Raw genomic sequence first — 22,277 nt, forward strand, 5'->3', positions numbered from 1 at the left:
CTATCGGTCAGGCCCGGCAAAACTTGATAGCGAGTGCTCGAACCCGGCTTTTCCGGTAGCATTCACCTTGAGTTCGACCCGCCTGGAATCCCCAATGTCCGACCGCCTGACCCTCTTGCGTCCCGATGACTGGCACATCCATCTTCGTGATGGCGCCGTCCTGCCCCACACCGTCGGCGACGTTGCGCGCACCTTTGCACGCGCAATCATCATGCCCAACCTGGTACCGCCCGTGCGCAATGCCGCTGAAGCCGAAGGCTATCGCGAGCGCATCCTGGCCGCGCGCCCGGCTGGCAGCCGCTTTGAACCGCTGATGGTGCTGTACCTCACCGACCGCACCCAGCCCGAGGAAGTCCGCGCGGCCAAGGCTACCGGTTTCGTGCATGCCGCCAAGCTCTACCCTGCCGGCGCCACGACCAACTCCGATTCCGGCGTTACCAGCATCGACAACATTTTCCCGGTGCTCGAGGCCATGGCCGAAGTCGGCATGCCTTTGCTGGTCCACGGTGAAGTGACGCGCAACGAGATCGACGTGTTCGACCGCGAGAAACTGTTCATCGACGAACACCTGCGTCGCGTCGTCGAGCGCTTCCCGACCCTGAAGGTCGTGTTCGAGCACATCACCACGAGCGAAGCCGTGCAGTTCGTCAACGAGGCCCCAGCCAACGTCGGCGCGACCATTACCGCCCAGCACCTGCTGTACAACCGCAACCACATGCTGGTTGGCGGCATTCGCCCGCACTTCTACTGCCTGCCGATCCTCAAGCGCAACACCCACCAGGTGGCGTTGCTGGATGCGGCCACCAGCGGCAGCAGCAAGTTTTTCCTCGGCACCGACTCTGCGCCCCACGCCCGTCATGCCAAGGAAGCTGCCTGTGGCTGCGCCGGCTGCTACACCGCGTACGCAGCCATCGAGCTGTATGCCGAAGCGTTCGAACAACGCAACGCCCTCGACAAGCTCGAAGGCTTTGCCAGCAAGCACGGCCCGGACTTCTACGGCCTGCCGCGCAACACCGACACCATTACCCTGGTTCGCGAAAGCTGGACCGCCCCAAGCAGCTTGCCGTTCGGCGAGCAGACTGTCATCCCGCTGCGCGCCGGTGAGCAACTGCGCTGGCGCCTGCTGGAGGAAACTGCGTGAGTGAAGATCTGTACGACGACCAGGACGGTCCGAGTGGTGGCCCCCGCCACCCGATGGCTGAACGATTTCGTGGTTACCTGCCGGTTGTAGTGGATGTCGAGACCGGTGGTTTCAACAGCGCCACCGACGCCCTGCTGGAAATTGCTGCCGTGACCATCGGCATGGATGAAAAGGGCTTCCTGTTTCCAGAGCACACCTACTTCTTCCGTGTCGAACCGTTCGAGGGTGCCAACATCGAACAGGCGGCACTGGAGTTCACCGGGATCAAGCTGGACCATCCACTGCGCATGGCAGTCAGTGAAGAGTCGGCGCTGACCGATATCTTCCGTGGCGTGCGCAAGGCACTGAAGGCCAATGGCTGCAAACGGGCGATCCTGGTCGGCCACAACAGCAGTTTCGACCTGGGCTTCCTCAACGCTGCCGTGGCGCGCAACGACATGAAACGCAACCCGTTTCATCCGTTCTCAAGCTTTGACACCGCGACCCTGGCCGGCCTTGCCTATGGTCAGACCGTGCTGGCCCGTGCCTGCCAGAGCGCCGACATCGACTTTGACGGCCGCGAAGCCCACTCGGCGCGCTATGACACCGAGAAGACAGCCGAGCTGTTCTGCGGCATCGTCAACCGCTGGAAAGAGATGGGCGGCTGGCAAGACTTCAACGACTGACATGTTGTTGCTCGCATAAAAAAACCGGCCATCAAGGCCGGTTTTTTTGTCGCTCGCGATTACAGCTTGCCGCTGTTCTCGCTCAGGTAAGCAGCAACGCCTTCTGGCGAAGCGGTCATGCCTTTGTCGCCTTTTTTCCAGTTGGCAGGGCAGACTTCGCCGTGCTCTTCGTGGAACTGCAGGGCATCGACCAGACGCAGCAGCTCGTCCATGTTACGGCCCAGCGGCAGGTCGTTGACGATCTGCGAACGAACAACACCTTTGTCGTCGATCAGGAACGCGCCACGGAAAGCCACGCCGCCTTCGGACTCAACGTCGTAGGCCTTGGCGATTTCGTGCTTCATGTCAGCCGCCATGACGTACTGAACGTGACCGATGCCACCGGCATTGATCGGGGTGTTGCGCCAGGCGTTGTGGGTGAAGTGCGAGTCGATCGACACCGCGATCACTTCAACGTTGCGGTCACGGAATTCGGACATGCGGTGGTCCAGGGCAATCAGCTCGGACGGGCAGACGAAGGTGAAGTCCAGCGGGTAGAAGAACACCAGGCCGTACTTGCCCTTGATAGCCGAAGCCAGGTTGAAGCTGTCGACGATTTCGCCATTGCCCAGTACGGCTGGAACGGTGAAGTCCGGGGCAATTTTGCCAACGAGTACGCTCATTCGATATCTCCTGATGGTTTGAAACACGCTGTGCATGCGGGCAGGCGCCCACAGACAGTGCAAAGGGCGGCCATGATACACCGCTGGGCGCTCCTCGCCGAATTTCAGCGTACGTTGTCAGACAGATGCCGTTGGTCGCCCTGACTTGCAACCTGCAAGATTGTGCTTTGACAAGCATTCTCATTAACATTAAGCTTCTTCGCATTGAGCCTAAACCCGCGATGGTCTGCCCTATGTATGTGTGTCTTTGTGTTGGTGTAACCGACGGACAGATCCGCGATGCGATCTATGAAGGATGCTGCAGTTACAAGGAAGTCAGAACGGCCACCAACGTGGCCAGCCAGTGTGGCAAATGTGCCTGCCTGGCCAAGCAGGTGGTGCGTGAAACCTTGACCGAATTGCAAGTCAGCCAGGCCGCCCTGCCCTACCCTGTGGAATTTTCCGTAGCGTAAAAACAGCCCATTCCAAGAACCGGACCTCGTGTCCGGTTTTTTTATGCCCGCAATTCAATAAGTTAGGCTTAAAACGCGGAACACAAACATTCTTATTCCGATTAATTTTCACTTATTATTCAATAACTTAGGTTTGACAGTCTAAGTTACGGGGCTCAGACTTGCTGTTATAGGCACACTTATAGGGCAGGACCCCATCATGAAAGGCGACGTTAGCGTCATCCAGCATCTCAACAAGATCCTCGGAAACGAGCTGGTCGCAATCAACCAATACTTCCTGCATGCACGCATGTACGAAGACTGGGGTCTGGATAAGCTGGGCAAGCATGAGTACAAAGAATCCATCGACGAGATGAAGCACGCTGACAAACTGATCAAGCGTATTCTGTTTCTCGAAGGCATTCCCAACGTCCAGGACCTGGGCAAGCTGCTGATTGGTGAACACACCAAAGAAATGCTCGAGTGCGACCTGAAGATCGAGCAAAAAGGCTTGGTCGACCTCAAGGCCGCCATCGCTCACTGCGAAACCGTTGGCGACTTTGGCAGCCGTGAAATGCTTGAAGACATCCTCGAGTCCGAAGAAGAGCACATCGACTGGCTGGAAACCCAGTTGAGCCTGATCGACAAAGTCGGTCTGGAAAACTACCTGCAGTCGCAGATGGGCGAATAATCTCGCCGATCAGCCAATAAAAAGCCCCGCATTGCGGGGCTTTTTATTGGCAAACCTGTAATCAGGCCTTGGCCGCCTCAGCCTTGGCTGCAGCTTCCTTGATCAGGGTCTGCAGTTCGCCGTTGGCAAACATTTCAGCCATGATGTCGGAACCGCCGACCAGCTCACCTGCCACCCACAGCTGTGGGAAGGTTGGCCAGTTGGCGTATTTTGGCAGGTTGGCGCGGATTTCCGGATTTTGCAGGATATCCACGTAAGCGAATTTCTCGCCACAACCCATCACGGCTTGCGCCGCCTTGGCCGAAAAACCGCACTGCGGGGCATTCGGCGAGCCTTTCATGTAAAGCAGAATGGTGTTGTTGGCAATCTGCTCTTTGATTGTTTCGATAATATCCATGAAGCACCTCGCGGCTGAACTTTCCGACCTGGTTGTCGGCACGGTGACGCATTGTATCGGAAAGCCGAGCGTGGCGCTCGGCCTTGCCGATATCAGGCGGCAACCACCTGCACCACCACACCATTGAGCGCAGCATTGCCTGACACGGCGTCCAGCTGACACTCATCGGTCAGGTCATTGGCACTGGCGCCCGCCTGGCTGCTGGCGATATCCATGCGCACGCCGGCACGCGCATGGCCAAAGCCATGGGGCAGGCTGACCACCCCAGGCATCATGTCCGTACATGCCTGCACCTCGACCTCAATGCTGCCCACCCGTGAGCTGACCTTCACCCGCTGCCCGTCCTGCAACTGCCTGCCTGCCAGGTCATCCGGGTGCATGAGCAACTGATGACGCGGTTTACCTTTCACCAACCGGTGATAGTTGTGCATCCAGGAGTTGTTGCTGCGCACGTGCCGCCGTCCGATCAGCAGCAATTGATCGGGTTCGGCAGGCAACTGCTCGGCGAGTCGTTGCAGGTCAGCAAGAATTTGCGAAGGCGCCGCCTGGATACGTTGGTTGGCGGTTTTCAGACGTTGCGCAAGGTTCGGCTGCAACGGCCCCAGGTCAATGCCGTGGGGATGCTGTGCCAACGTTTCCACGGACAGGTTATACGCAGAACCCTCACCATAAGGGCCGTGACGCAAGCCGATGTCGATCATCTGAGCCGGGGCCATGGTCGGTTTCAGCGGCTTGTCGCTTAGCACAGCAAAGGCCTTGGCCAGGCCTACGAAGATTTCCCAGTCGTGCAGCGCGCCTTGCGGCTTGGGCAGGATTGCCCGGTTGAAACGGCTGACGTTGCGCACTGCCAACAAGTTGAAGGTGGTGTCGTAATGATCATTTTCCAGCGCACTGGTGGACGGCAGGATCAGGTCGGCATAACGGGTGGTTTCATTGATGTACAGGTCAATGCTGAGCATGAACTCCAGACCGCTCAACGCCCGCTCCACCTGCTGTCCATTCGGCGTAGACAGCACCGGGTTGCCGGCCACGGTGACCAGCGCACGCACCTGCCCTTCGCCTTCAACCAGCATCTCCTGGGCCAAGGCTGCCACCGGTAGCTCGCCACCATACTCAGGCAACCCGGACACCCGGCTCTGCCAGGCGTTGAAGTGTCCGCCTGACGTGGTCGCCACAAGATCTACGGCCGGTTGCGTGCACAGCGCACCGCCGACCCGGTCGAGGTTGCCGCTGACCAGGTTGATCAGCTGGATCAGCCAATGGCAGAGGGTACCGAAGTGTTGCGTTGACACCCCCATGCGGCCATAGCAGACCGCCTTGTCGGCGGCCGCGAAGTCACGCGCCAACTGGCGAATCACCCGCGCATCAATGCCGCACAGCGGTGCCATGGCCTCGGCCGTGAACGGCGCGATGGCCTCACGAACCTGATCCAGGCCATCGACCGGGAGTGCCCCTGGGCGCTCAAGGCTTTCGCAGAACAGGGTATTGAGCAGCGCACTGAGCAGTGCCGCATCGCTCCCGGGTCGAACGAACACATGCTGATCGGCGATGGCTGCAGTTTCACTGCGCCGGGGATCAACCACCACTACCTTGCCACCTCGCCCCTGAATCGCCTTGAGGCGCTTTTCCACATCCGGGACGGTCATGATGCTGCCGTTGGACGCCAGGGGATTGCCCCCCAGGATCAGCATGAAATCGGTGTGGTCGATGTCCGGAATCGGCAGCAACAGCCCATGGCCATACATCAGGTAACTGGTGAGGTGCTGGGGCAATTGATCGACAGAGGTGGCCGAGAACCGGTTGCGGGTTTTGAGCAGCCCGAGAAAGTAATTGCTGTGGGTCATCAAGCCATAGTTGTGCACGCTGGGGTTGCCTTGATAGACCGCCACCGCGTTCTGCCCACGGGCCTGCTGGATCGCCCAAAGCTTCTGCGCGGCAAATTCGAAGGCCTCATCCCAACTGATCGCCTGCCAGCCGTCGCCCACCCGCTTGTGGGGTGCACGCAGACGATCAGGGTCATTCTGGATGTCTTGCAGGGCCACGGCCTTGGGGCAGATGTGACCGCGGCTGAAGCTGTCCTGAGGGTCGCCTTTTATCGAGCTGATCCGCAACCCGGCGGCAGGCGCCTCGGTAGTTTCGATGGTCAAGCCGCAAATGGCTTCGCACAGGTGACAGGCGCGGTAATGCAGGGTCTTGTTCATGGCCACCTCTATCGGGTGTCTGGAAATGCACCTGACTATGGGCCGGAGCTTGCCTGGCGGCCAGCGAGTTTCGCCGCGTGAATCTACCGGCATCAGGCATAGCGATTAGCCGCAGGGTTTGCCAAGGCGCCAGCGGTCAGTGTAAAACCCGGGGGTGGCAAACAAAAAAGCAGCCGGCCAATGGCTTACGAGGCTGCCCGCACGACAGACCGTGCACACCCCACTTGGTATGACGCGACATTTAATTATAGTATTGCGTCTCCCCTTATTTCGTCGCCCCGTGCGGCTTTCGCCGCAGGTCACTTCCGTTGTTTCTGAAAACCGGCATTGTTGATCTGCGGTCTGTTGCAAAAAGGTAGTCAAACATGAGCGCTAGGCACTTTCTCTCCCTGATGGATTTCACACCCGACGAACTGCTCAGTGTGATCCGTCGAGGCATCGAGCTGAAGGACCTGCGTAACCGCGGCGTACTGTTCGAACCCCTGAAGAACCGTGTACTGGGCATGATCTTCGAGAAATCCTCGACCCGTACCCGGCTGTCGTTCGAGGCCGGCATGATCCAGCTCGGCGGCCAGGCGATCTTCCTGTCCCCGCGCGATACCCAACTGGGCCGTGGCGAGCCGATCGGCGACTGCGCCATCGTCATGTCGCGCATGCTCGACGCGGTGATGATCCGTACCTTTGCCCACAGCACCCTGACCGAGTTCGCGGCCAATTCCCGCGTACCGGTGATCAATGGCCTGTCGGACGACCTGCACCCGTGCCAGCTTTTGGCCGATATGCAAACTTTCCTTGAACATCGCGGTTCGATCCAGGGCAAGACCGTGGCCTGGATCGGTGACGGTAACAACATGTGCAACAGCTATATAGAAGCGGCGATCCAGTTCGACTTCCAGTTGCGCATTGCCTGCCCGGCCGAGTTCGAGCCCAACCCGCAGTTCCTGGCCAACGCTGGCGATCGCGTGAAAATCTTCCGCGAGCCCAAGGAGGCGGTGCAAGGCGCACACCTGGTGAGTACCGATGTCTGGACTTCCATGGGTCAAGAAGAGGAAACTGCACGGCGTCTGGCCTTGTTCGCGCCTTATCAGGTAACCCGCGAACTGCTCGACCTGGCAGCACCCGATGCCCTGTTCATGCACTGCCTGCCCGCCCACCGTGGCGAGGAAATCAGCCTGGACCTGCTCGACGACCCTCGCTCGGTCGCCTGGGACCAAGCTGAAAACCGTCTGCATGCCCAGAAGGCGCTTCTCGAATACCTTGTTGAACCGGCCTACCACCACGCATGAGTCAACCTTTACTGCTTAACCTGCGCAACCTCGCCTGCGGCTATGGCGAGCAACGCATCGTCCAGAACCTCAACCTGCACCTCAACGCAGGCGACATCGGTTGCCTGCTGGGTTCTTCGGGTTGCGGCAAAACCACCACCCTGCGCGCGATTGCCGGCTTCGAACCGGTGCATGAAGGTGAGATCCAGCTGGCAGGAGAGGTTATCTCCAAGGCCGGCTTCACCCTCGCACCGGAGAAACGCAAGATCGGCATGGTGTTCCAGGACTATGCGCTGTTCCCGCACCTCACCGTGGCGCAGAACATTGCCTTCGGCATTGGCAAGCACCCCCAGCAGCAACAGGTGGTGGCGCAGATGCTTGAGCTGGTCAAACTCGACGGACTCGGCAAACGCTACCCCCACGAGCTCTCCGGCGGGCAGCAGCAACGTGTGGCGCTCGCCCGTGCCCTGGCACCCGAGCCGCAGCTGCTGTTGCTCGACGAGCCGTTTTCCAACCTCGACGTGGAACTGCGCCGACGCCTCAGCCATGAGGTTCGCGACATTCTCAAGAGCCGTGGCACCAGCGCCATCCTGGTCACCCACGATCAGGAAGAAGCCTTTGCCGTGAGTGATCATGTCGGGGTATTCAAAGAAGGCCGCCTGGAGCAGTGGGATACGCCGTACAACCTGTACCATGAACCGTTGACGCCCTTCGTCGCCAGCTTCATCGGCCAGGGGTACTTCATCCGTGGCCAGCTGACCAGCCCGGAGTCGGTACAAACCGAACTGGGTGAGCTGCGCGGTAACCGGGCCTACACCTTTACCCCGGGCAGCGCGGTCGACGTATTGTTGCGTCCTGACGACATCATCCATGCCCCGCACAGTGCGCTCAAGGCATTGATCGTCGGCAAGAGCTTCCTCGGTGCATCGACCCTGTATCGCCTGCAACTGACGACCGGCAGCCAGCTCGAAGCGATTTTCCCCAGCCATATCGACCATCAGGTCGGCGCTGAAGTCGGGGTCGAGGTCGCGGCTGATCACCTGGTCCTGTTCTCCGTGCCTGGCAGCGTTGCAGCGCAGCTGCCGGTACCGGAAAACGGCGTTCGCCGGTACAGCTCAGCCGTCTGATCAAGGACGGCTTCTGCACCTGTCGCGGGACGCCGGTAGCGCTCCCGCGATACGGTTACAGCATCAACGTGCCGCTCGCTACTCGCCGGGCATACCCCCCGATCTTCACCCGATCGCCTTCCAGCCGACAGTAAAGCTCACCACCACGGCTAGACCGCTGGAATGCACGCAGCTCGGTTTTGCCCAGTTGCCGGGCCCAGTAAGGAATCAGACAGCAATGAGTGGAGCCGGTCACCGGGTCTTCGGGTATACCAATGCCCGGGGCAAAATAGCGTGAAACGAAATCATGCGCGTCACCACGCGCGGTGACGATCACCCCAAGACCCGGCAGCTGTGCAACGGCGGCCATGTCCGGCACACAATCGCGCACAGCCTGCTCCGACTCCAGCACCACCAGCAACTCCTTGGTCTGCAGCACCTCGACAACCGGGCAACCCAGCGCCTCGGCCACCGGCAGGTGTTCTTGCAACGGTTGCGGGTCGATGCGCGGGAAATCCAGCAACAGCCGCCCTTGCTCTCGCGTTACGCTCAAAGGGCCCGACTGGCTGTGGAATTCCAGACGCTCGCTGGGAACATTGTAGATTTCCAGCAGCACGTGGGCGCTGGCCAGGGTGGCGTGGCCGCACAGCGGCACTTCGGTGGTGGGAGTGAACCAGCGGATCTGCCACTGCAATCCGTCTTGCACCACAAACGCAGTTTCAGCCAGGTTGTGCTCTGCGGCGATCTGCTGCATCAACCCGTCGCTGAGCCACTCTTGCAAGCGGTAGACCATGGCCGGATTCCCGGCGAAGGGACGCTCACTGAAGGCGTCGACCTGATGAAATTCCAAGTGCATGCGGCAACTCTCTCTTGTTCAGAGCCCAGAGCATGCACGTTGGAAGGTGCCGACCAACAGAGACAGAGCCGGCGGATTTTCAGCATACAGATGTCAGTCGCGCGCAATCTGCGCGAATGTTGCCTGGGTGTGCTCGGCCAACACCGCGGCCGACAACTCGACTTCGAGCCCGCGACGACCGGCACTGACAAATATGGTTTCAAAAGACTGCGCCGAGACATCTATAAAGGTGCGCAGGCGCTTTTTCTGCCCTAGCGGGCTGATGCCGCCCAGCAGGTAGCCCGTTGAACGTTGCGCTGCAGCCGGGTCCGCCATCTCACACTTCTTTACCTTTGCAGCGTGGGCAAGCCCCTTCAGATCAAGGCTGCCGATCACCGGAACCACCGCCACCAGCAACTCACCCTTTTCGCTGCTGGCAAGCAATGTCTTGAACACGCGAACAGGCTCAAGGTCGAGCTTTTCAGCTGCTTCCAGGCCATAAGAGGCTGCCTTGGGATCGTGTTCGTAACTGTGGATACGATGTTCGGCGCGAACCTTTTTCAACAAATCCAGAGCGGGGGTCATGCAGGACTCCATACAAGGGTATCGGTACTCTTTCGCTCGCTACTGTAGGTCAATTACCACCCTGCAACCACTGGTGAGCAGTACACACCTGAACGCAATCGTTTGCGTAAACCCGATACACTTCCCCCGGCCAATAGTCAGTTTGTGAACCACCGTTCACTTTCGACCTTTGACATAATCGTTTCTTGTCTATATTTTTTCGATTCTGAATATGGCAGTGCCCTGATAAGGTGCACTTTTTGCACCCCCACCCGACTGAAATGGGGATTTCTGTCGGGTGTTTGTCGAGCGCCCACGCGCCTCACAACAACAAGAACCGAGGTTACGAATGACGACTGCTCTACAACAACCAACGCTCTCGAGCCAATGCATGGCCGAGTTTCTTGGCACTGCGCTACTGATCTTTTTCGGCACCGGTTGCGTCGCCGCGCTCAAGGTCGCCGGTGCCAGCTTTGGCCTGTGGGAAATCAGCATCATCTGGGGCGTCGGCGTGAGCATGGCGATCTACCTGACGGCCGGCGTTTCCGGCGCGCACCTGAATCCTGCCGTGAGTATCGCTCTGACACTGTTTGCCGGGTTTGAAAAACACAAACTGCCGTTCTACATCGTTGCCCAGATCGCCGGCGCGTTCTGTGGTGCAGCGCTTGTTTACACGTTGTACAGCAACCTGTTCTTCGATTACGAACAGGCCCATGAAATGATTCGCGGCACCCAGGCCAGCCTGGAGCTGGCCTCGGTGTTTTCCACCTACCCGCACCCGGCGCTGTCCACCGGCCAGGCCTTTCTCGTCGAAGTGATCATCACTGCAATTCTGATGGCCGTGATCATGGCCCTGACTGACGACAACAACGGTTTGCCTCGCGGCGCCATGGCGCCGTTGCTGATCGGTCTGCTGATTGCGGTGATCGGCAGTGCCATGGGGCCACTGACCGGCTTTGCCATGAACCCCGCCCGTGACCTGGGCCCGAAACTCATGACCTTCCTCGCCGGTTGGGGCGAAGTCGCCTTTACTGGCGGACGTGACATTCCCTATTTCCTGATTCCAGTTTTTGCGCCGATCATAGGAGCGAGCCTTGGTGCCGCCCTGTACCGCGGCGTGATCGCCCGCAACCTGCCTGTTGCCCAGAGCGAGAACGCGCAGACCGACGCCAACCCTCAGGGCAAGACCCAGGCATCCTGATGCCGGAGCGGCGAGCCAGGCTCGCCCTGCCCTGATTCCACCTTATTAAGTGCAAGGCCAACGACATGACAGACACCCAGAACAAGAACTACATCATTGCCCTGGACCAGGGCACGACCAGTTCGCGGGCCATCATTTTCGACCGTGACGCCAACGTGGTGGGGACCTCCCAGCGCGAATTCGCACAGCATTATCCGCAAGCCGGCTGGGTCGAACACGACCCCATGGAAATCTTCGCCACCCAGAGCGCGACCATGGTCGAGGCCCTGGCCCAGGCCGGCCTGAGCCACGACCAGGTCGCCGCCATCGGTATCACCAACCAGCGTGAAACCACGGTGGTCTGGGACAAGGAAACCGGTCGCCCGGTGTACAACGCGATTGTCTGGCAGTGCCGGCGCAGTACCGAAATCTGCGAACAGCTCAAGCGTGAAGGTCTTCAGGACTACATCCGCGAAACCACAGGTCTGGTCACCGACCCGTACTTTTCCGGGACCAAACTCAAGTGGATTCTCGACAACGTCGAAGGCGCCCGAGCGCGCGCCGAACGTGGCGAACTGCTGTTCGGTACCGTCGACAGCTGGCTGATCTGGAAATTCTCCGGCGGCAAGGTCCACGTCACCGACTACACCAACGCCTCGCGCACCATGCTCTTCAACATCCACACCTTGCAGTGGGACGAGAAGATGCTGGAGGTGCTGAACATTCCCCGGCAGATGCTGCCTGAAGTGCGCAGCTCTTCGGAAGTCTATGGCCATACCAAAAGCGGTATCGCCATCGCCGGTATCGCCGGCGACCAGCAGGCGGCGCTGTTCGGCCAGATGTGCGTGGAGCCGGGACAGGCCAAGAACACCTACGGCACGGGCTGTTTCCTGCTGATGAACACCGGCAACAAGGCGGTCAAATCGTCCCACGGCCTGCTCACTACCATCGCCTGCGGCCCACGCGGCGAAGTGGCCTACGCCCTGGAAGGTGCAGTGTTCAATGGCGGTTCGACCGTGCAGTGGCTGCGCGATGAACTGAAAATCGTCAATGACGCGCACGACACCGAATACTTTGCCAGCAAAGTCAAGGACAGCAATGGTGTCTACCTGGTGCCGGCCTTCACCGGCCTCGGCGCCCCCTACTGGGACCCCTATGCCCGCGGCGCGCTGTTCGGCCTGACCCGTGGCGTCAAGGTCGATCACATCATCCGTGCGGCCCTTGAGTCGATCGCCTACCAGACTCGCGATGTGCTGGACGCCATGCAGCAAGATTGCGGCGAGCGCCTGAGCGAACTGCGTGTGGACGGTGGCGCGGTGGCCAACAATTTCCTCATGCAGTTCCAGGCCGACATTCTCGGCACCTGCGTCGAGCGTCCACAAATGCGCGAAACCACGGCGCTTGGTGCCGCTTACCTGGCAGGCCTGGCGTGCGGTTTCTGGAGTGGCCTGGACGAGTTGCGCGGCAAGGCGATCATTGAACGCGAGTTCACCCCGCAGCTGGATGAAACACGTAAAGAGAAGCTCTATGCCGGTTGGCTGAAAGCGGTAGACCGCACCCGGGACTGGGAACCGCACGAGGAGTAAAGAACGCCTGTAGGAGCAACTGTCTTTGTGGGAGCCAGGCTTGCCGGCGAACCAGACACCGCGGTGTCCTGATGCACCGCTTCATCATTTTTCGCGGGCAAGCCTCGCTCCTACAACCTGTAGGAGCGAGGCTTGCCCGCGATGGGCCGCAGCGCGGCCCCACAAGATGGGATAGCTACGCAGTCCATCGCGGCGGTCCGGCGCTCCGGTGAATCCGCTACACCTGCTGGCCGTCAGCCCATTCCTACGGCATCATGGCGCAATTTGCCCGGCATCCCCAAGGACCGCCCATGAATCTGCCCCCCCGCCAACAACAAATCCTCGAACTGGTCCGCGAACGCGGCTATGTCAGTATCGAAGAAATGGCGCAGCTGTTCGTCGTCACCCCGCAAACCATCCGCCGCGATATCAACCAACTGGCGGAGGTCAATCTGCTACGCCGCTACCACGGTGGTGCAGCCTACGATTCGAGTATCGAGAATACCGCCTACGCCATGCGCGCCGATCAGATGCGCGATGAGAAGCAGCGCATTGCCGAAGCCATCGCCGCGCAGATTCCCGACCATGCCTCGCTGTTCATCAACATTGGCACCACGACAGAGTCCATTGCCCGCGCCCTGCTCAACCACAACCACCTGAAGATCATCACCAACAACCTGCATGTGGCGTCGATCCTCAGCGCCAAGGACGACTTCGAAGTGCTGCTGGCCGGCGGCAATGTACGCCGTGATGGCGGCGTGGTTGGCCAGGCCAGTGTCGACTTCATCAACCAGTTCAAAGTCGATTTTGCCCTGGTCGGTATCAGCGGCATCGACGAAGACGGCAGCCTGCTGGATTTTGATTATCAGGAAGTGCGCGTTTCCCAGGCCATCATCGCCAATGCCCGGCAGGTCATTCTGGCGGCCGACTCCAGCAAGTTCGGGCGAAATGCTATGGTTCGCCTGGGCTCGATCAGCCTGATCGATTGCCTGGTGACCGATCAGGCCCCGGTACCCGCCCTTACCCAGTTGCTCAACCAATACAAGATCCGTCTCGAAGTGGTCTGAGTCAGCAACAGCTGCCACCGCAAGGGTGGCAGCGTAAATGTTCGTTATTTTTCATTTTATTCTCGTTCTATCAGTACTTTCTATCAGATGCGACTGGTGGCCAGCATCTTCTTGCGCTAATATTTTCGCAAATGAACATTGATGTTCAGTTTCGATATTAAAAAGCTCTTGAGGAAGCCGCCCGTGCAGCAGTCCAGCCAATCGTCGCCCGCCCCCGCTGACATCTATGACCTCGCCGTGATTGGCGGAGGCATCAACGGTGTAGGGATCGCCGCTGATGCAGCCGGACGCGGCCTGTCAGTGTTCCTCTGTGAAAAAGACGACCTTGCCAGCCATACCTCGTCGGCCAGCAGCAAGCTGATCCATGGCGGCCTGCGCTACCTCGAACACTATGAATTCCGCCTGGTACGTGAAGCCCTGGCCGAGCGTGAAGTGCTGCTGGCCAAAGCTCCGCATATCGTCAAGCCGATGCGTTTCGTACTGCCGCACCGTCCGCACCTGCGCCCGGCCTGGATGATTCGCGCAGGGCTGTTCCTTTACGACAACCTGGGCAAGCGCAAAAAGCTCGGCGCCTCGCGCAGCCTGCGCTTCGGCCCCGGCAACCCGCTCAAACCCGCGATCACCCGCGGTTTCGAATATGCCGACTGCGCAGTCGACGATGCCCGCCTGGTGGTACTCAACGCCATGGCTGCCCGGGAAAACGGTGCAACGATCCGTACCCGCACCCGTTGCATCAGTGCCGAGCGGGTTGACGGTGTGTGGAAGGTGCAACTGCAAAATGCCGACGGCAGCCTGCAAACCATCCAGGCTCGCGCCCTGGTCAATGCTGCTGGCCCGTGGGTCGCCAAGTTCATCCAGGACGACCTCAACCTTGAGGCGCCGTATGGCATCCGCCTGATCCAGGGCAGCCACCTGATCGTCCCCAAGCTGTATGACGGCGAACATGCCTACATTCTGCAAAACGAAGATCAGCGCATTGTGTTTGCCATCCCGTACCTGGAGCGCTTCACCCTCATCGGCACCACTGACCGCGAATACACCGGTGACCCGGCCAAGGTCGCGATCACCGAAGGCGAGACCGACTACCTGCTCAAGGTGGTCAACGAACACTTCAATCACCAACTGAGCCGCACCGACATCCTGCACACCTACGCCGGAGTGCGCCCACTGTGCAACGACGAATCCGACAACCCATCGGCGGTGACCCGCGACTACACCCTGGCCCTGTCGGCGAGCGCCGGCGAAGCGCCGTTGCTGTCGGTGTTCGGTGGCAAGCTGACGACCTACCGTAAGCTGGCCGAGTCGGCGATGACCGAACTGGCGCCGTTTTTCACCCAGATGCGTGGCAGCTGGACCGCTGCCGCGCCCCTGCCGGGCGGCGAGAACATGACCACCCCACACGCGCTGGCCGAGGCAATTCTGGCCCGTTGCAGCTGGCTTCCGGCCGAGATCGCCAAGCGCTGGGCACTGACCTATGGCAGCCGCGTCTGGCGCCTGCTCGAAGGTGTGCAAGGCCCTGCAGACCTGGGCGATGCGATTGGTGGCGGCCTGTTCACCCGCGAGGTGGACTACCTGTGTGGCGAAGAGTGGGCCGTCAGCAGCGACGACATCCTCTGGCGTCGCAGCAAGCTCGGCTTGCTCACCACTGCCGCCGAACAACAGGCACTGCAGGACTACCTGCAGCGACTGGAAGTGAACCGGGCACGCGTTCAGGCAGCCTGACACCGGGTCGACCCTATCGCCGGCTGAGCCGGCTCCCAGAATCAATGGCCGCTCGTCCCTTTGCATTCGGAATCCCGAACAGGCAGACGAGCGGTATTCGGCCGGCCGGACGAATCATCCCGCCACCGAACCTTCAAAAAAGATTAATACCTCGATTTCTCAAGGCCTTGTGATCAAAGTCAGGGCTTGGCACGACTCATGCTCTACACTCAGTACCCGAATGCGCAACGCTTCATTGCAGTGTTCGCTGAACGAAAGAGCCGGCCAACGGCTCCATAAGAAAAACAACGTCGAGGAAATTTTGATGCGTATCGTCCCCCACCTGTTGGGCGCAGCCGTCACGGCTGCTTTGATCAGCATGCCCGTCAGCGCTGCAGAACTGACCGGCACCCTGAAGAAAATCAACGACTCGGGCACCATTACCCTGGGGCACCGCGACGCTTCTATCCCGTTCTCCTACATCGCCGACGCTTCGGGTAAACCCGTCGGTTACTCCCATGACATCCAACTGGCAATCGTCGAGGCCCTGAAAAAGGACCTGAACAAGCCAGACCTGAAGGTCAAATACAACCTCGTCACCTCCCAGACCCGTATTCCGCTGGTACAGAACGGCACCGTTGACGTCGAGTGTGGCTCGACCACCAACAACGTCGAGCGCCAGCAGCAAGTGGCCTTCTCGGTCGGTATCTTCGAAGTCGGTACCCGCCTGCTGACCAAAGCAGAAGACGGCAAGCCGGAAAACGCCAAGTACAAGGACTTCCCTGACCTGGCTGGCAAGAACGTGGTCACCACCGCAGGCACCACCTCCGAACGCATCCTCAAGGCCATGAACGCCGACAAGCAGATGAAGATGAACGTCATCTCTGCCAAGGACCACGGTGAATCCTTCCAGATGCTCGAGTCTGGCCGCGCCGTAGCTTTCATGATGGACGACGCCCTGCTCGCCGGCGAAATGGCCAAGGCCAAGAACCCGAAAGGCTGGGCCATTGTCGGTACGCCGCAGTCGTATGAAATCTACGGTTGCATGGTCCGCAAGGACGACCCGGCGTTCAAGAAAGCCGTCGACGATGCCATCGTCGGTCTCTACAAGTCGGGCGAGATCAACAAGATCTACGACAAGTGGTTCAACCAGCCAGTCCCGCCTAAAGGCCTGAACCTGAACTTCCCGATGAGCGACGAGCTCAAGGCGTTGATCGCCACGCCTACCGACAAAGCTGCAGACGACAAGAAGTCCTGATCCCCAGCTAGTTTGTGTCTAACCTTTCATCCGAGGGTGCCTTGCACCCTTGGATGCTCGAAGGTGCCCGTGAAAAAACTGATCTGAGGGGAAATCCCGATGAATTACAACTGGGACTGGGGCGTGTTCTTCAAGTCCACTGGTGTTGGCAGCGAAACCTATCTGGACTGGTATATCACCGGCCTGGGCTGGACCATCGCCATTGCCGTCGCCGCCTGGATCATCGCGCTGCTGCTGGGCTCCGTGCTCGGCGTCATGCGTACCGTCCCGAACCGCGTGGTATCGGGTATCGCCACGTGCTACGTGGAACTGTTTCGTAATGTGCCGCTGTTGGTGCAGCTGTTCATCTGGTACTTCCTGGTGCCCGACCTGTTGCCTGAAGGCCTGCAGGAATGGTTCAAGCAAGACCTCAACCCGACCACCTCGGCGCTGATCAGCGTAGTCATCTGCCTGGGGCTGTTCACTGCCGCGCGTGTCTGCGAACAGGTACGCACCGGTATCCAGGCGCTGCCGCGCGGCCAGGAAGCCGCTGCCCGCGCCATGGGTTTCAGCCTGCCGCAGATCTACTGGAACGTACTGCTGCCGCAAGCCTACCGGATCATCATTCCGCCGCTGACTTCTGAGTTCCTCAACGTCTTCAAGAACTCCTCGGTGGCCTCGCTGATCGGCCTGATGGAGTTGCTGGCGCAAACCAAACAGACCGCCGAGTTTTCGGCCAACCTGTTCGAAGCCTTCACCCTGGCAACCCTGATCTACTTCACCCTGAACATGGGCCTGATGCTGCTGATGCGCATGGTCGAGAAGAAAGTCGCGGTACCCGGCCTGATTTCCGTGGGGGGCAAATAATGGACTTCAGTGGAATCATTCCCGCCCTGCCAGGCCTGTGGAACGGCATGGTGATGACCCTGCAACTGATGGTCATGGGGGTTGTCGGCGGTATCGTGCTGGGCACCATCCTGGCCCTGATGCGGCTGTCGTCGAACAAGCTGCTGGCCAATCTTGCCGGTGCTTACGTCAACTACTTCCGCTCCATCCCGCTGCTGCTGGTGATCACCTGGTTCTACCTGGCGGTACCGTTCGTGCTGCGCTGGATCACCGGCGAAGACACGCCAATCGGTGCCTTCACCTCCTGCGTCGTGGCGTTCATGATGTTCGAGGCGGCGTATTTCTGCGAAATCGTCCGGGCCGGCGTGCAGTCGATCTCCAAGGGCCAGATGGGTGCCGCCCAGGCGCTGGGCATGACCTATGGCCAGACCATGCGCCTGATCATCCTGCCCCAGGCGTTTCGCAAGATGACCCCGCTGCTGCTGCAGCAGAGCATCATCCTGTTCCAGGACACCTCGCTGGTCTACACCGTCGGCCTGGTCGACTTCCTCAACTCGGCACGTGCCAGTGGCGACATCATCGGGCGCTCCAATGAGTTCCTGGTATTCGCCGGTGCCGTGTACTTCGTCATCAGCTTCTCCGCTTCCTGGCTGGTCAAGCGTCTGCAGAAAAGGATAACCGTATGATTTCCATCAAGAACGTCAACAAGTGGTACGGCGACTTCCAGGTTCTGACCGACTGCAACACCGAGGTCAAGAAAGGTGAAGTGGTGGTCGTTTGCGGTCCGTCCGGTTCGGGCAAGTCGACCCTGATCAAGTGCGTCAACGCCCTGGAGCCTTTCCAGAAAGGCGACATCGTTGTCGACGGCACTTCCATCGCCGACCCGAAGACCAACCTGCCCAAACTGCGTTCGCGGGTCGGCATGGTGTTTCAGCACTTCGAACTGTTCCCGCACCTGACCATTACCGAGAACCTGACCATTGCCCAGCGCAAGGTCCTCGGCCGCAGTGAAGCGGAAGCCACCAAGAAGGGCTTGGCCCTGCTTGAACGCGTAGGCCTCAGCGCCCACGCCAAGAAGCACCCGGGGCAGCTCTCCGGTGGTCAGCAGCAGCGTGTGGCCATTGCCCGCGCCCTGTCGATGGACCCGATCGTCATGCTGTTCGACGAACCCACCTCGGCGCTGGACCCGGAAATGGTCAACGAAGTACTCGACGTCATGGTCGAGCTGGCACATGAAGGCATGACCATGATGTGTGTGACCCACGAAATGGGCTTTGCCCGCAAGGTCGCCAACCGGGTCATCTTCATGGACCAAGGCAAAATCATCGAGGATTGCCAGAAGGAAGCCTTCTTCGGCGACCCGAGCGCGCGTCATGAGCGCACCCAGCACTTCCTCAGCAAAATCCTGCAACACTGAGGTGACGACCAGCACCCTCTGTCCAAGGCATCCCGGACAGAGGATGCTGGTCGTACCAAGGTCACTGTGATGAAATGCGACCCCACGCTCTTTCGCCCAGCCAAGCCTGCTCTTGCCGTGAAACCCCGTTTGATCCGCCAACTGCTGATACCGCCCCTGATCATTTTGCTGATGGTCGGCCTGGGTGTGGCTGGCTTCCTGATCAGCGAACACAACGGCATCCGCACCTTGAGCGAGTCCGGCGAGCGCCAGCTTGAGCTGCACGCGCGTGGCGTCGAAAGCGAAATCAGCAAGTACACCTACCTGCCCAGCCTGCTGGAACTGGAAAACAGCGTTTCCAGCCTGCTGACCGACCCCGACGGCGAGCATCGCCAGACGGTCAACGAATACCTCGAGGGCTTGAATCGCCGCAGCCGTAGCCGCGCGATCTTTGTCCTCGACACCACCGGCCGGGTCCAGGCCACCAGCAACTGGCGCGACGTCGACAGTTTCCTCGGTGAAGACCTGTCGTTCCGCGCCTACTTCCAGCAAGCCGTACGCGGCCAGCCTGGGCGCTTCTATGGCATCGGCAGCACCACCGGCGAGCCGGGCTACTACCTGGCCCACGGCCTTGAAGAACACGGCAAGATCATCGGTGTAGCGGTGATCAAGGTGCGCCTGGAGAACATGGAAGAGCGTTGGCAACGCGCACGCCTGGAAGCCTTTGTCAGCGACGAGAATGGCATCATCATCCTCTCCAGCGACCCGGCGCGGCGACTCAAGTCCGTGCGCGCGCTGACCCCGGAAATAAAAGAGCGCCTGGCGCGCAGCCTGCAGTACTACTGGTGGCCGCTCAACGAGCTGCAACCCTTGTCGCGGGAGACGCTGGCTGACGGCATCGAAAAACTCAGCTTCCCGGCCAATGCCGAGTTGGGCGACGGTCGCAGTGAAGTCGCCTACCTGGCGCAGACCCGCCGCCTGGCCGACACCCCGTGGCATTTCACCCTGCTCACCCCGCTGCAAGACCTGCGCCGCGAGTCGATCATCCAGGGTGTGCTGGTCGCCGTTGCCTTTGCCCTGCTGACCATCGTCCTGATCGCCTGGAACGAACGACGCAAGGTCATTGCCACCCGACTGGCCGCGCGTGAAGCACTGGAAGAAGCCAATAGCCAGCTGGAGCGCAAAATCACCGAGCGCACTGCCGACCTGCGCGCCAGCAACGACCGCCTCAAGGCGCAGATTCGCGAGCGCCGCAGCGCCGAGCAAACCTTGCGCCATGCCCAGGACGAACTGGTCCAGGCCGGCAAGCTCGCCGCGATCGGCCAGATGTCCACCAGCATTGCCCATGAACTGAACCAGCCGCTGGCGGCGCTGCGCACCCTGTCGGGCAACACCGTGCGTTTTCTTGAGCGCGGCGCACTGGAAACCGCCAGCACCAACTTGCGCACCATGAACGACCTGATCGACCGCATGGGCCGGATCACCGCCAGCCTGCGTTCCTTTGCCAGGCGCGGTGAAGACAGTGGCCAGGCATCGCTGGCCAAGGCCGTGGACGCCAGCCTTCAAGTGCTGGGTACACGGATTGCCGGGTGCCACCTGAAACTCAACCAGCAGTTCGACGACCAGCAGCTGGCGATCGACCAGACCCGTCTGGAGCAGATTCTGGTCAACCTGATCGGCAACGCCCTCGATGCCATGGCCGCGCAACCACTGCCCGAGCTGTGGCTGGAAGGCGAACTGCAAGGTGACAAATACCGCCTGCGGGTACGCGATAATGGTCACGGGATTGACGATGAAGCGCGCAAGCACCTGTTCGAACCCTTTTTCACCACCAAACCCGGTGAGCATGGCCTGGGCCTGGGCCTGACCCTGTCTGCCAGCCTGGCCGCCGCCGCCAAGGGCAGCCTGAGCGTCGAGCACCCCGCCGAGGGCGGAACTGCATTCGTCATTACCCTGCCCCTGGCCAACGCCCCAACAGAAGTTGTCGTGCCCCTATGAACCACGCGCCCCTTACCGTCCTGATCGTTGAAGACGACCCGCATGTGCTGCTGGGCTGCCAACAAGCCCTGGCGCTGGAAGACATCGCCTGTGAGGGCGTCGGCAGCGCCGAAGAAGCCCTGCAACGCATCGGCGATGACTTTGCCGGTATCGTGGTCAGGGACATCCGCCGGCCCGGCATCGATGGCCTGGAGCTGTTGAGCCGCCTCAAAGCCCGCGACGGTAGCCTGCCGGTTGTACTGATTACCGGCCATGGCGACATCGACATGGCCGTGGGCGCGATGCGCAACGGCGCCTACGACTTCATGGAAAAACCCTTCGCCCCGGAGCGTCTGGTCGAGGTGGTACGCCGCGCCCTGGAACAACGCGGGTTATCCCGGGAAGTCTTCGCCTTGCGTCGGCAACTGGCCGAGCAAAGCACCCTGGAAGGCCGGATCATCGGCCGCTCCCCCGCGATGCAGAACCTGCGTGAACTGATTGCCAACGTCGCCGACACTTCGGCCAACGTCCTCATTGAAGGTGAGACCGGCACCGGTAAAGAGCTGGTCGCTCGTTGCCTGCATGACTTCAGCCGTCGCCAGAGCCAGCCCTTTGTTGCCCTGAACTGTGGTGGCCTGCCGGAAAACCTGTTTGAAAGCGAAATATTCGGCCATGAAGCCAATGCGTTTACCGGCGCCGGCAAACGTCGCATTGGCAAGATTGAGCACGCCAACGGCGGCACGCTGTTCCTCGACGAAGTCGAGAGCATGCCGATCAACCTGCAGATCAAACTGTTGCGGGTGTTGCAGGAACGCACCCTCGAGCGACTGGGTTCGAACCAGAGCATCGCTGTCGACTGCCGGGTGATCGCCGCCACCAAATCCGACCTCGACGCCCTTGGCCAGAGCGGACAGTTTCGCAGCGACCTGTATTACCGCCTCAACGTCGTTACCCTGGAACTACCGCCACTGCGTGAGCGTCGCGAAGACATCCTCCAGCTGTTCGAACACTTCCTGCAGCTGGCCGCACTTCGCTTCGACCGCGAAACACCGCAACTGGACAGCCAGACCCTGTCACGCTTGATGGCCCACGACTGGCCGGGCAACGTGCGCGAGCTGCGCAACGTCGCAGAACGCTATGCACTGGGGCTGCCGGCGTTCAAAAAGTCCGGCACCAGCGCCGCTCAGGGATTGGGGTTTTCCGAAGCGGTCGAAGCCTTCGAACGCAACCTGCTCAGCGACGCCCTGCAACGTACCGGGGGCAACCTCAGCCAGGCCAGTCAGGAGCTGGGCATGGCCAAGACGACCCTGTTCGACAAAGTGAAAAAATACGGCTTGGGTTGACCGGCCC

At 60.3% G+C, this 22,277-nt stretch carries 21 protein-coding genes; 16 read left to right on the plus strand and 5 right to left on the minus strand.

All coding sequences use genetic code 11. The annotated features are described in order from the left end of the window. The first annotated feature begins 94 nt into the window (after positions 1-94). Positions 95-1,141 (plus strand): dihydroorotase, encoded by a 1,047-nt coding sequence (gene pyrC / locus I5S59_RS22335; protein ID WP_197878514.1) that lies wholly within the window; start codon positions 95-97, stop codon positions 1,139-1,141. Further along, a complete protein-coding gene (rnt, locus tag I5S59_RS22340) occupies positions 1,138-1,806 on the plus strand; it encodes a ribonuclease T (RefSeq protein WP_128324095.1) in 669 nt (222 codons plus the stop codon). The genes pyrC and rnt overlap by 4 nt, the downstream gene beginning before the upstream one ends. Positions 1,807-1,865: 59 nt before the next feature. On the opposite strand, the gene I5S59_RS22345 is transcribed toward rnt, so the two are convergent. Further along, the gene (locus I5S59_RS22345) at positions 1,866-2,468 is read right to left on the minus strand and encodes a peroxiredoxin (protein ID WP_197878515.1); all 603 of its coding nucleotides are present in this window, start codon (positions 2,466-2,468) and stop codon (positions 1,866-1,868) included. Between the two features lie 233 nt (positions 2,469-2,701). Between I5S59_RS22345 and I5S59_RS22350 the strand changes: the two genes are divergently transcribed. Continuing rightward, positions 2,702-2,920: a bacterioferritin-associated ferredoxin gene (locus I5S59_RS22350; protein ID WP_128324093.1), complete on the plus strand. Its 219-nt coding sequence runs from the start codon at positions 2,702-2,704 to the stop codon at positions 2,918-2,920. Positions 2,921-3,119: 199 nt separating this feature from the next. After that, positions 3,120-3,590: a bacterioferritin gene (gene bfr / locus I5S59_RS22355; RefSeq protein WP_045185735.1), complete on the plus strand. Its 471-nt coding sequence runs from the start codon at positions 3,120-3,122 to the stop codon at positions 3,588-3,590. Between the two features lie 61 nt (positions 3,591-3,651). Here bfr and grxD read toward each other — a convergent pair whose 3' ends face one another. After that, positions 3,652-3,987 carry a Grx4 family monothiol glutaredoxin gene (gene grxD, locus I5S59_RS22360; protein ID WP_028943477.1) on the minus strand — a complete coding sequence of 112 codons (336 nt, stop codon included), beginning with the start codon at positions 3,985-3,987 and terminating at the stop codon, positions 3,652-3,654. A gap of 92 nt (positions 3,988-4,079) precedes the next feature. Beyond that, positions 4,080-6,188 (minus strand): molybdopterin-dependent oxidoreductase, encoded by a 2,109-nt coding sequence (locus I5S59_RS22365; protein WP_197878516.1) that lies wholly within the window; start codon positions 6,186-6,188, stop codon positions 4,080-4,082. 365 nt (positions 6,189-6,553) lie between these two features. On the opposite strand from I5S59_RS22365, the gene argF reads away from it, so the two are divergent. Both argF and I5S59_RS22375 read left to right on the plus strand, forming a co-directional pair. Further along, entirely contained in the window at positions 6,554-7,474 is a 921-nt protein-coding gene (gene argF, locus I5S59_RS22370; protein ID WP_128324091.1) for an ornithine carbamoyltransferase, read from the plus strand. Further along, positions 7,471-8,580, plus strand: a complete 1,110-nt coding sequence (locus tag I5S59_RS22375) for an ABC transporter ATP-binding protein (RefSeq protein ID WP_197878517.1) — start codon at positions 7,471-7,473, stop codon at positions 8,578-8,580. Before argF ends, I5S59_RS22375 begins: the two co-directional genes overlap by 4 nt. A 55-nt stretch (positions 8,581-8,635) precedes the next feature. On the opposite strand, the gene I5S59_RS22380 is transcribed toward I5S59_RS22375, so the two are convergent. Both I5S59_RS22380 and ybaK read right to left on the minus strand, forming a co-directional pair. After that, entirely contained in the window at positions 8,636-9,415 is a 780-nt protein-coding gene (locus tag I5S59_RS22380; protein ID WP_197878518.1) for a PhzF family phenazine biosynthesis protein, read from the minus strand. 93 nt (positions 9,416-9,508) lie between these two features. Then, a complete protein-coding gene (gene ybaK / locus I5S59_RS22385; protein ID WP_197878519.1) occupies positions 9,509-9,979 on the minus strand; it encodes a Cys-tRNA(Pro) deacylase in 471 nt (156 codons plus the stop codon). Between the two features lie 328 nt (positions 9,980-10,307). Between ybaK and I5S59_RS22390 the strand changes: the two genes are divergently transcribed. The 10 genes from I5S59_RS22390 to I5S59_RS22435 all read left to right on the plus strand — a co-directional run bounded on the left by I5S59_RS22390 (position 10,308) and on the right by I5S59_RS22435 (position 22,270). Continuing rightward, entirely contained in the window at positions 10,308-11,159 is an 852-nt protein-coding gene (locus I5S59_RS22390) for an MIP/aquaporin family protein (protein WP_197878520.1), read from the plus strand. 65 nt (positions 11,160-11,224) lie between these two features. Then, positions 11,225-12,724 carry a glycerol kinase GlpK gene (glpK, locus tag I5S59_RS22395; RefSeq protein WP_197878521.1) on the plus strand — a complete coding sequence of 500 codons (1,500 nt, stop codon included), beginning with the start codon at positions 11,225-11,227 and terminating at the stop codon, positions 12,722-12,724. A 290-nt stretch (positions 12,725-13,014) separates the two neighbouring features. Further along, complete coding sequence (locus tag I5S59_RS22400) at positions 13,015-13,770, plus strand: DeoR/GlpR family transcriptional regulator (protein WP_010221027.1); 756 nt, start codon at positions 13,015-13,017, stop codon at positions 13,768-13,770. A 183-nt stretch (positions 13,771-13,953) separates the two neighbouring features. Beyond that, a complete protein-coding gene (gene glpD, locus I5S59_RS22405) occupies positions 13,954-15,492 on the plus strand; it encodes a glycerol-3-phosphate dehydrogenase (RefSeq protein ID WP_197878522.1) in 1,539 nt (512 codons plus the stop codon). Between the two features lie 304 nt (positions 15,493-15,796). Then, entirely contained in the window at positions 15,797-16,729 is a 933-nt protein-coding gene (locus I5S59_RS22410) for a glutamate/aspartate ABC transporter substrate-binding protein (RefSeq protein WP_197878523.1), read from the plus strand. 99 nt (positions 16,730-16,828) lie between these two features. Next, on the plus strand, positions 16,829-17,575 hold the full coding sequence (locus I5S59_RS22415; RefSeq protein ID WP_038607737.1) for an amino acid ABC transporter permease: 747 nt from the start codon (positions 16,829-16,831) through the stop codon (positions 17,573-17,575). Next, complete coding sequence (locus I5S59_RS22420; protein ID WP_197878532.1) at positions 17,572-18,240, plus strand: amino acid ABC transporter permease; 669 nt, start codon at positions 17,572-17,574, stop codon at positions 18,238-18,240. The genes I5S59_RS22415 and I5S59_RS22420 overlap by 4 nt, the downstream gene beginning before the upstream one ends. Beyond that, a complete protein-coding gene (locus I5S59_RS22425) occupies positions 18,237-18,971 on the plus strand; it encodes an amino acid ABC transporter ATP-binding protein (RefSeq protein ID WP_128324082.1) in 735 nt (244 codons plus the stop codon). Before I5S59_RS22420 ends, I5S59_RS22425 begins: the two co-directional genes overlap by 4 nt. A 69-nt stretch (positions 18,972-19,040) precedes the next feature. After that, positions 19,041-20,948, plus strand: coding sequence for a sensor histidine kinase (locus tag I5S59_RS22430; protein WP_197878524.1), 1,908 nt, complete (start codon positions 19,041-19,043; stop codon positions 20,946-20,948). Then, entirely contained in the window at positions 20,945-22,270 is a 1,326-nt protein-coding gene (locus I5S59_RS22435; RefSeq protein ID WP_197878525.1) for a sigma-54-dependent transcriptional regulator, read from the plus strand. Before I5S59_RS22430 ends, I5S59_RS22435 begins: the two co-directional genes overlap by 4 nt. The last annotated feature ends 7 nt before the right edge of the window (positions 22,271-22,277 follow it).

It is taken from the genome of Pseudomonas alkylphenolica (assembly GCF_016009175.1).
Lineage (GTDB): Bacteria > Pseudomonadota > Gammaproteobacteria > Pseudomonadales > Pseudomonadaceae > Aquipseudomonas > Aquipseudomonas alkylphenolica_B.

Excerpts from the sequence above, each read along its gene's own strand:
- grxD (WP_028943477.1), bottom strand. The coding sequence starts at position 3,987 with ATGGATATTATCGAAACAATCAAAGAGCAGATTGCCAACAACACCATT.
- I5S59_RS22390 (WP_197878520.1), top strand. The coding sequence starts at position 10,308 with ATGACGACTGCTCTACAACAACCAACGCTCTCGAGCCAATGCATGGCC.
- I5S59_RS22415 (WP_038607737.1), top strand. The coding sequence starts at position 16,829 with ATGAATTACAACTGGGACTGGGGCGTGTTCTTCAAGTCCACTGGTGTT.
- I5S59_RS22345 (WP_197878515.1), bottom strand. The coding sequence starts at position 2,468 with ATGAGCGTACTCGTTGGCAAAATTGCCCCGGACTTCACCGTTCCAGCC.
- argF (WP_128324091.1), top strand. The coding sequence starts at position 6,554 with ATGAGCGCTAGGCACTTTCTCTCCCTGATGGATTTCACACCCGACGAA.
- ybaK (WP_197878519.1), bottom strand. The coding sequence starts at position 9,979 with ATGACCCCCGCTCTGGATTTGTTGAAAAAGGTTCGCGCCGAACATCGT.
- I5S59_RS22400 (WP_010221027.1), top strand. The coding sequence starts at position 13,015 with ATGAATCTGCCCCCCCGCCAACAACAAATCCTCGAACTGGTCCGCGAA.
- I5S59_RS22365 (WP_197878516.1), bottom strand. The coding sequence starts at position 6,188 with ATGAACAAGACCCTGCATTACCGCGCCTGTCACCTGTGCGAAGCCATT.
- I5S59_RS22380 (WP_197878518.1), bottom strand. The coding sequence starts at position 9,415 with ATGCACTTGGAATTTCATCAGGTCGACGCCTTCAGTGAGCGTCCCTTC.
- I5S59_RS22410 (WP_197878523.1), top strand. The coding sequence starts at position 15,797 with ATGCGTATCGTCCCCCACCTGTTGGGCGCAGCCGTCACGGCTGCTTTG.
- I5S59_RS22435 (WP_197878525.1), top strand. The coding sequence starts at position 20,945 with ATGAACCACGCGCCCCTTACCGTCCTGATCGTTGAAGACGACCCGCAT.
- I5S59_RS22350 (WP_128324093.1), top strand. The coding sequence starts at position 2,702 with ATGTATGTGTGTCTTTGTGTTGGTGTAACCGACGGACAGATCCGCGAT.
- bfr (WP_045185735.1), top strand. The coding sequence starts at position 3,120 with ATGAAAGGCGACGTTAGCGTCATCCAGCATCTCAACAAGATCCTCGGA.
- I5S59_RS22375 (WP_197878517.1), top strand. The coding sequence starts at position 7,471 with ATGAGTCAACCTTTACTGCTTAACCTGCGCAACCTCGCCTGCGGCTAT.
- I5S59_RS22430 (WP_197878524.1), top strand. The coding sequence starts at position 19,041 with ATGAAATGCGACCCCACGCTCTTTCGCCCAGCCAAGCCTGCTCTTGCC.
- glpK (WP_197878521.1), top strand. The coding sequence starts at position 11,225 with ATGACAGACACCCAGAACAAGAACTACATCATTGCCCTGGACCAGGGC.
- I5S59_RS22425 (WP_128324082.1), top strand. The coding sequence starts at position 18,237 with ATGATTTCCATCAAGAACGTCAACAAGTGGTACGGCGACTTCCAGGTT.
- pyrC (WP_197878514.1), top strand. The coding sequence starts at position 95 with ATGTCCGACCGCCTGACCCTCTTGCGTCCCGATGACTGGCACATCCAT.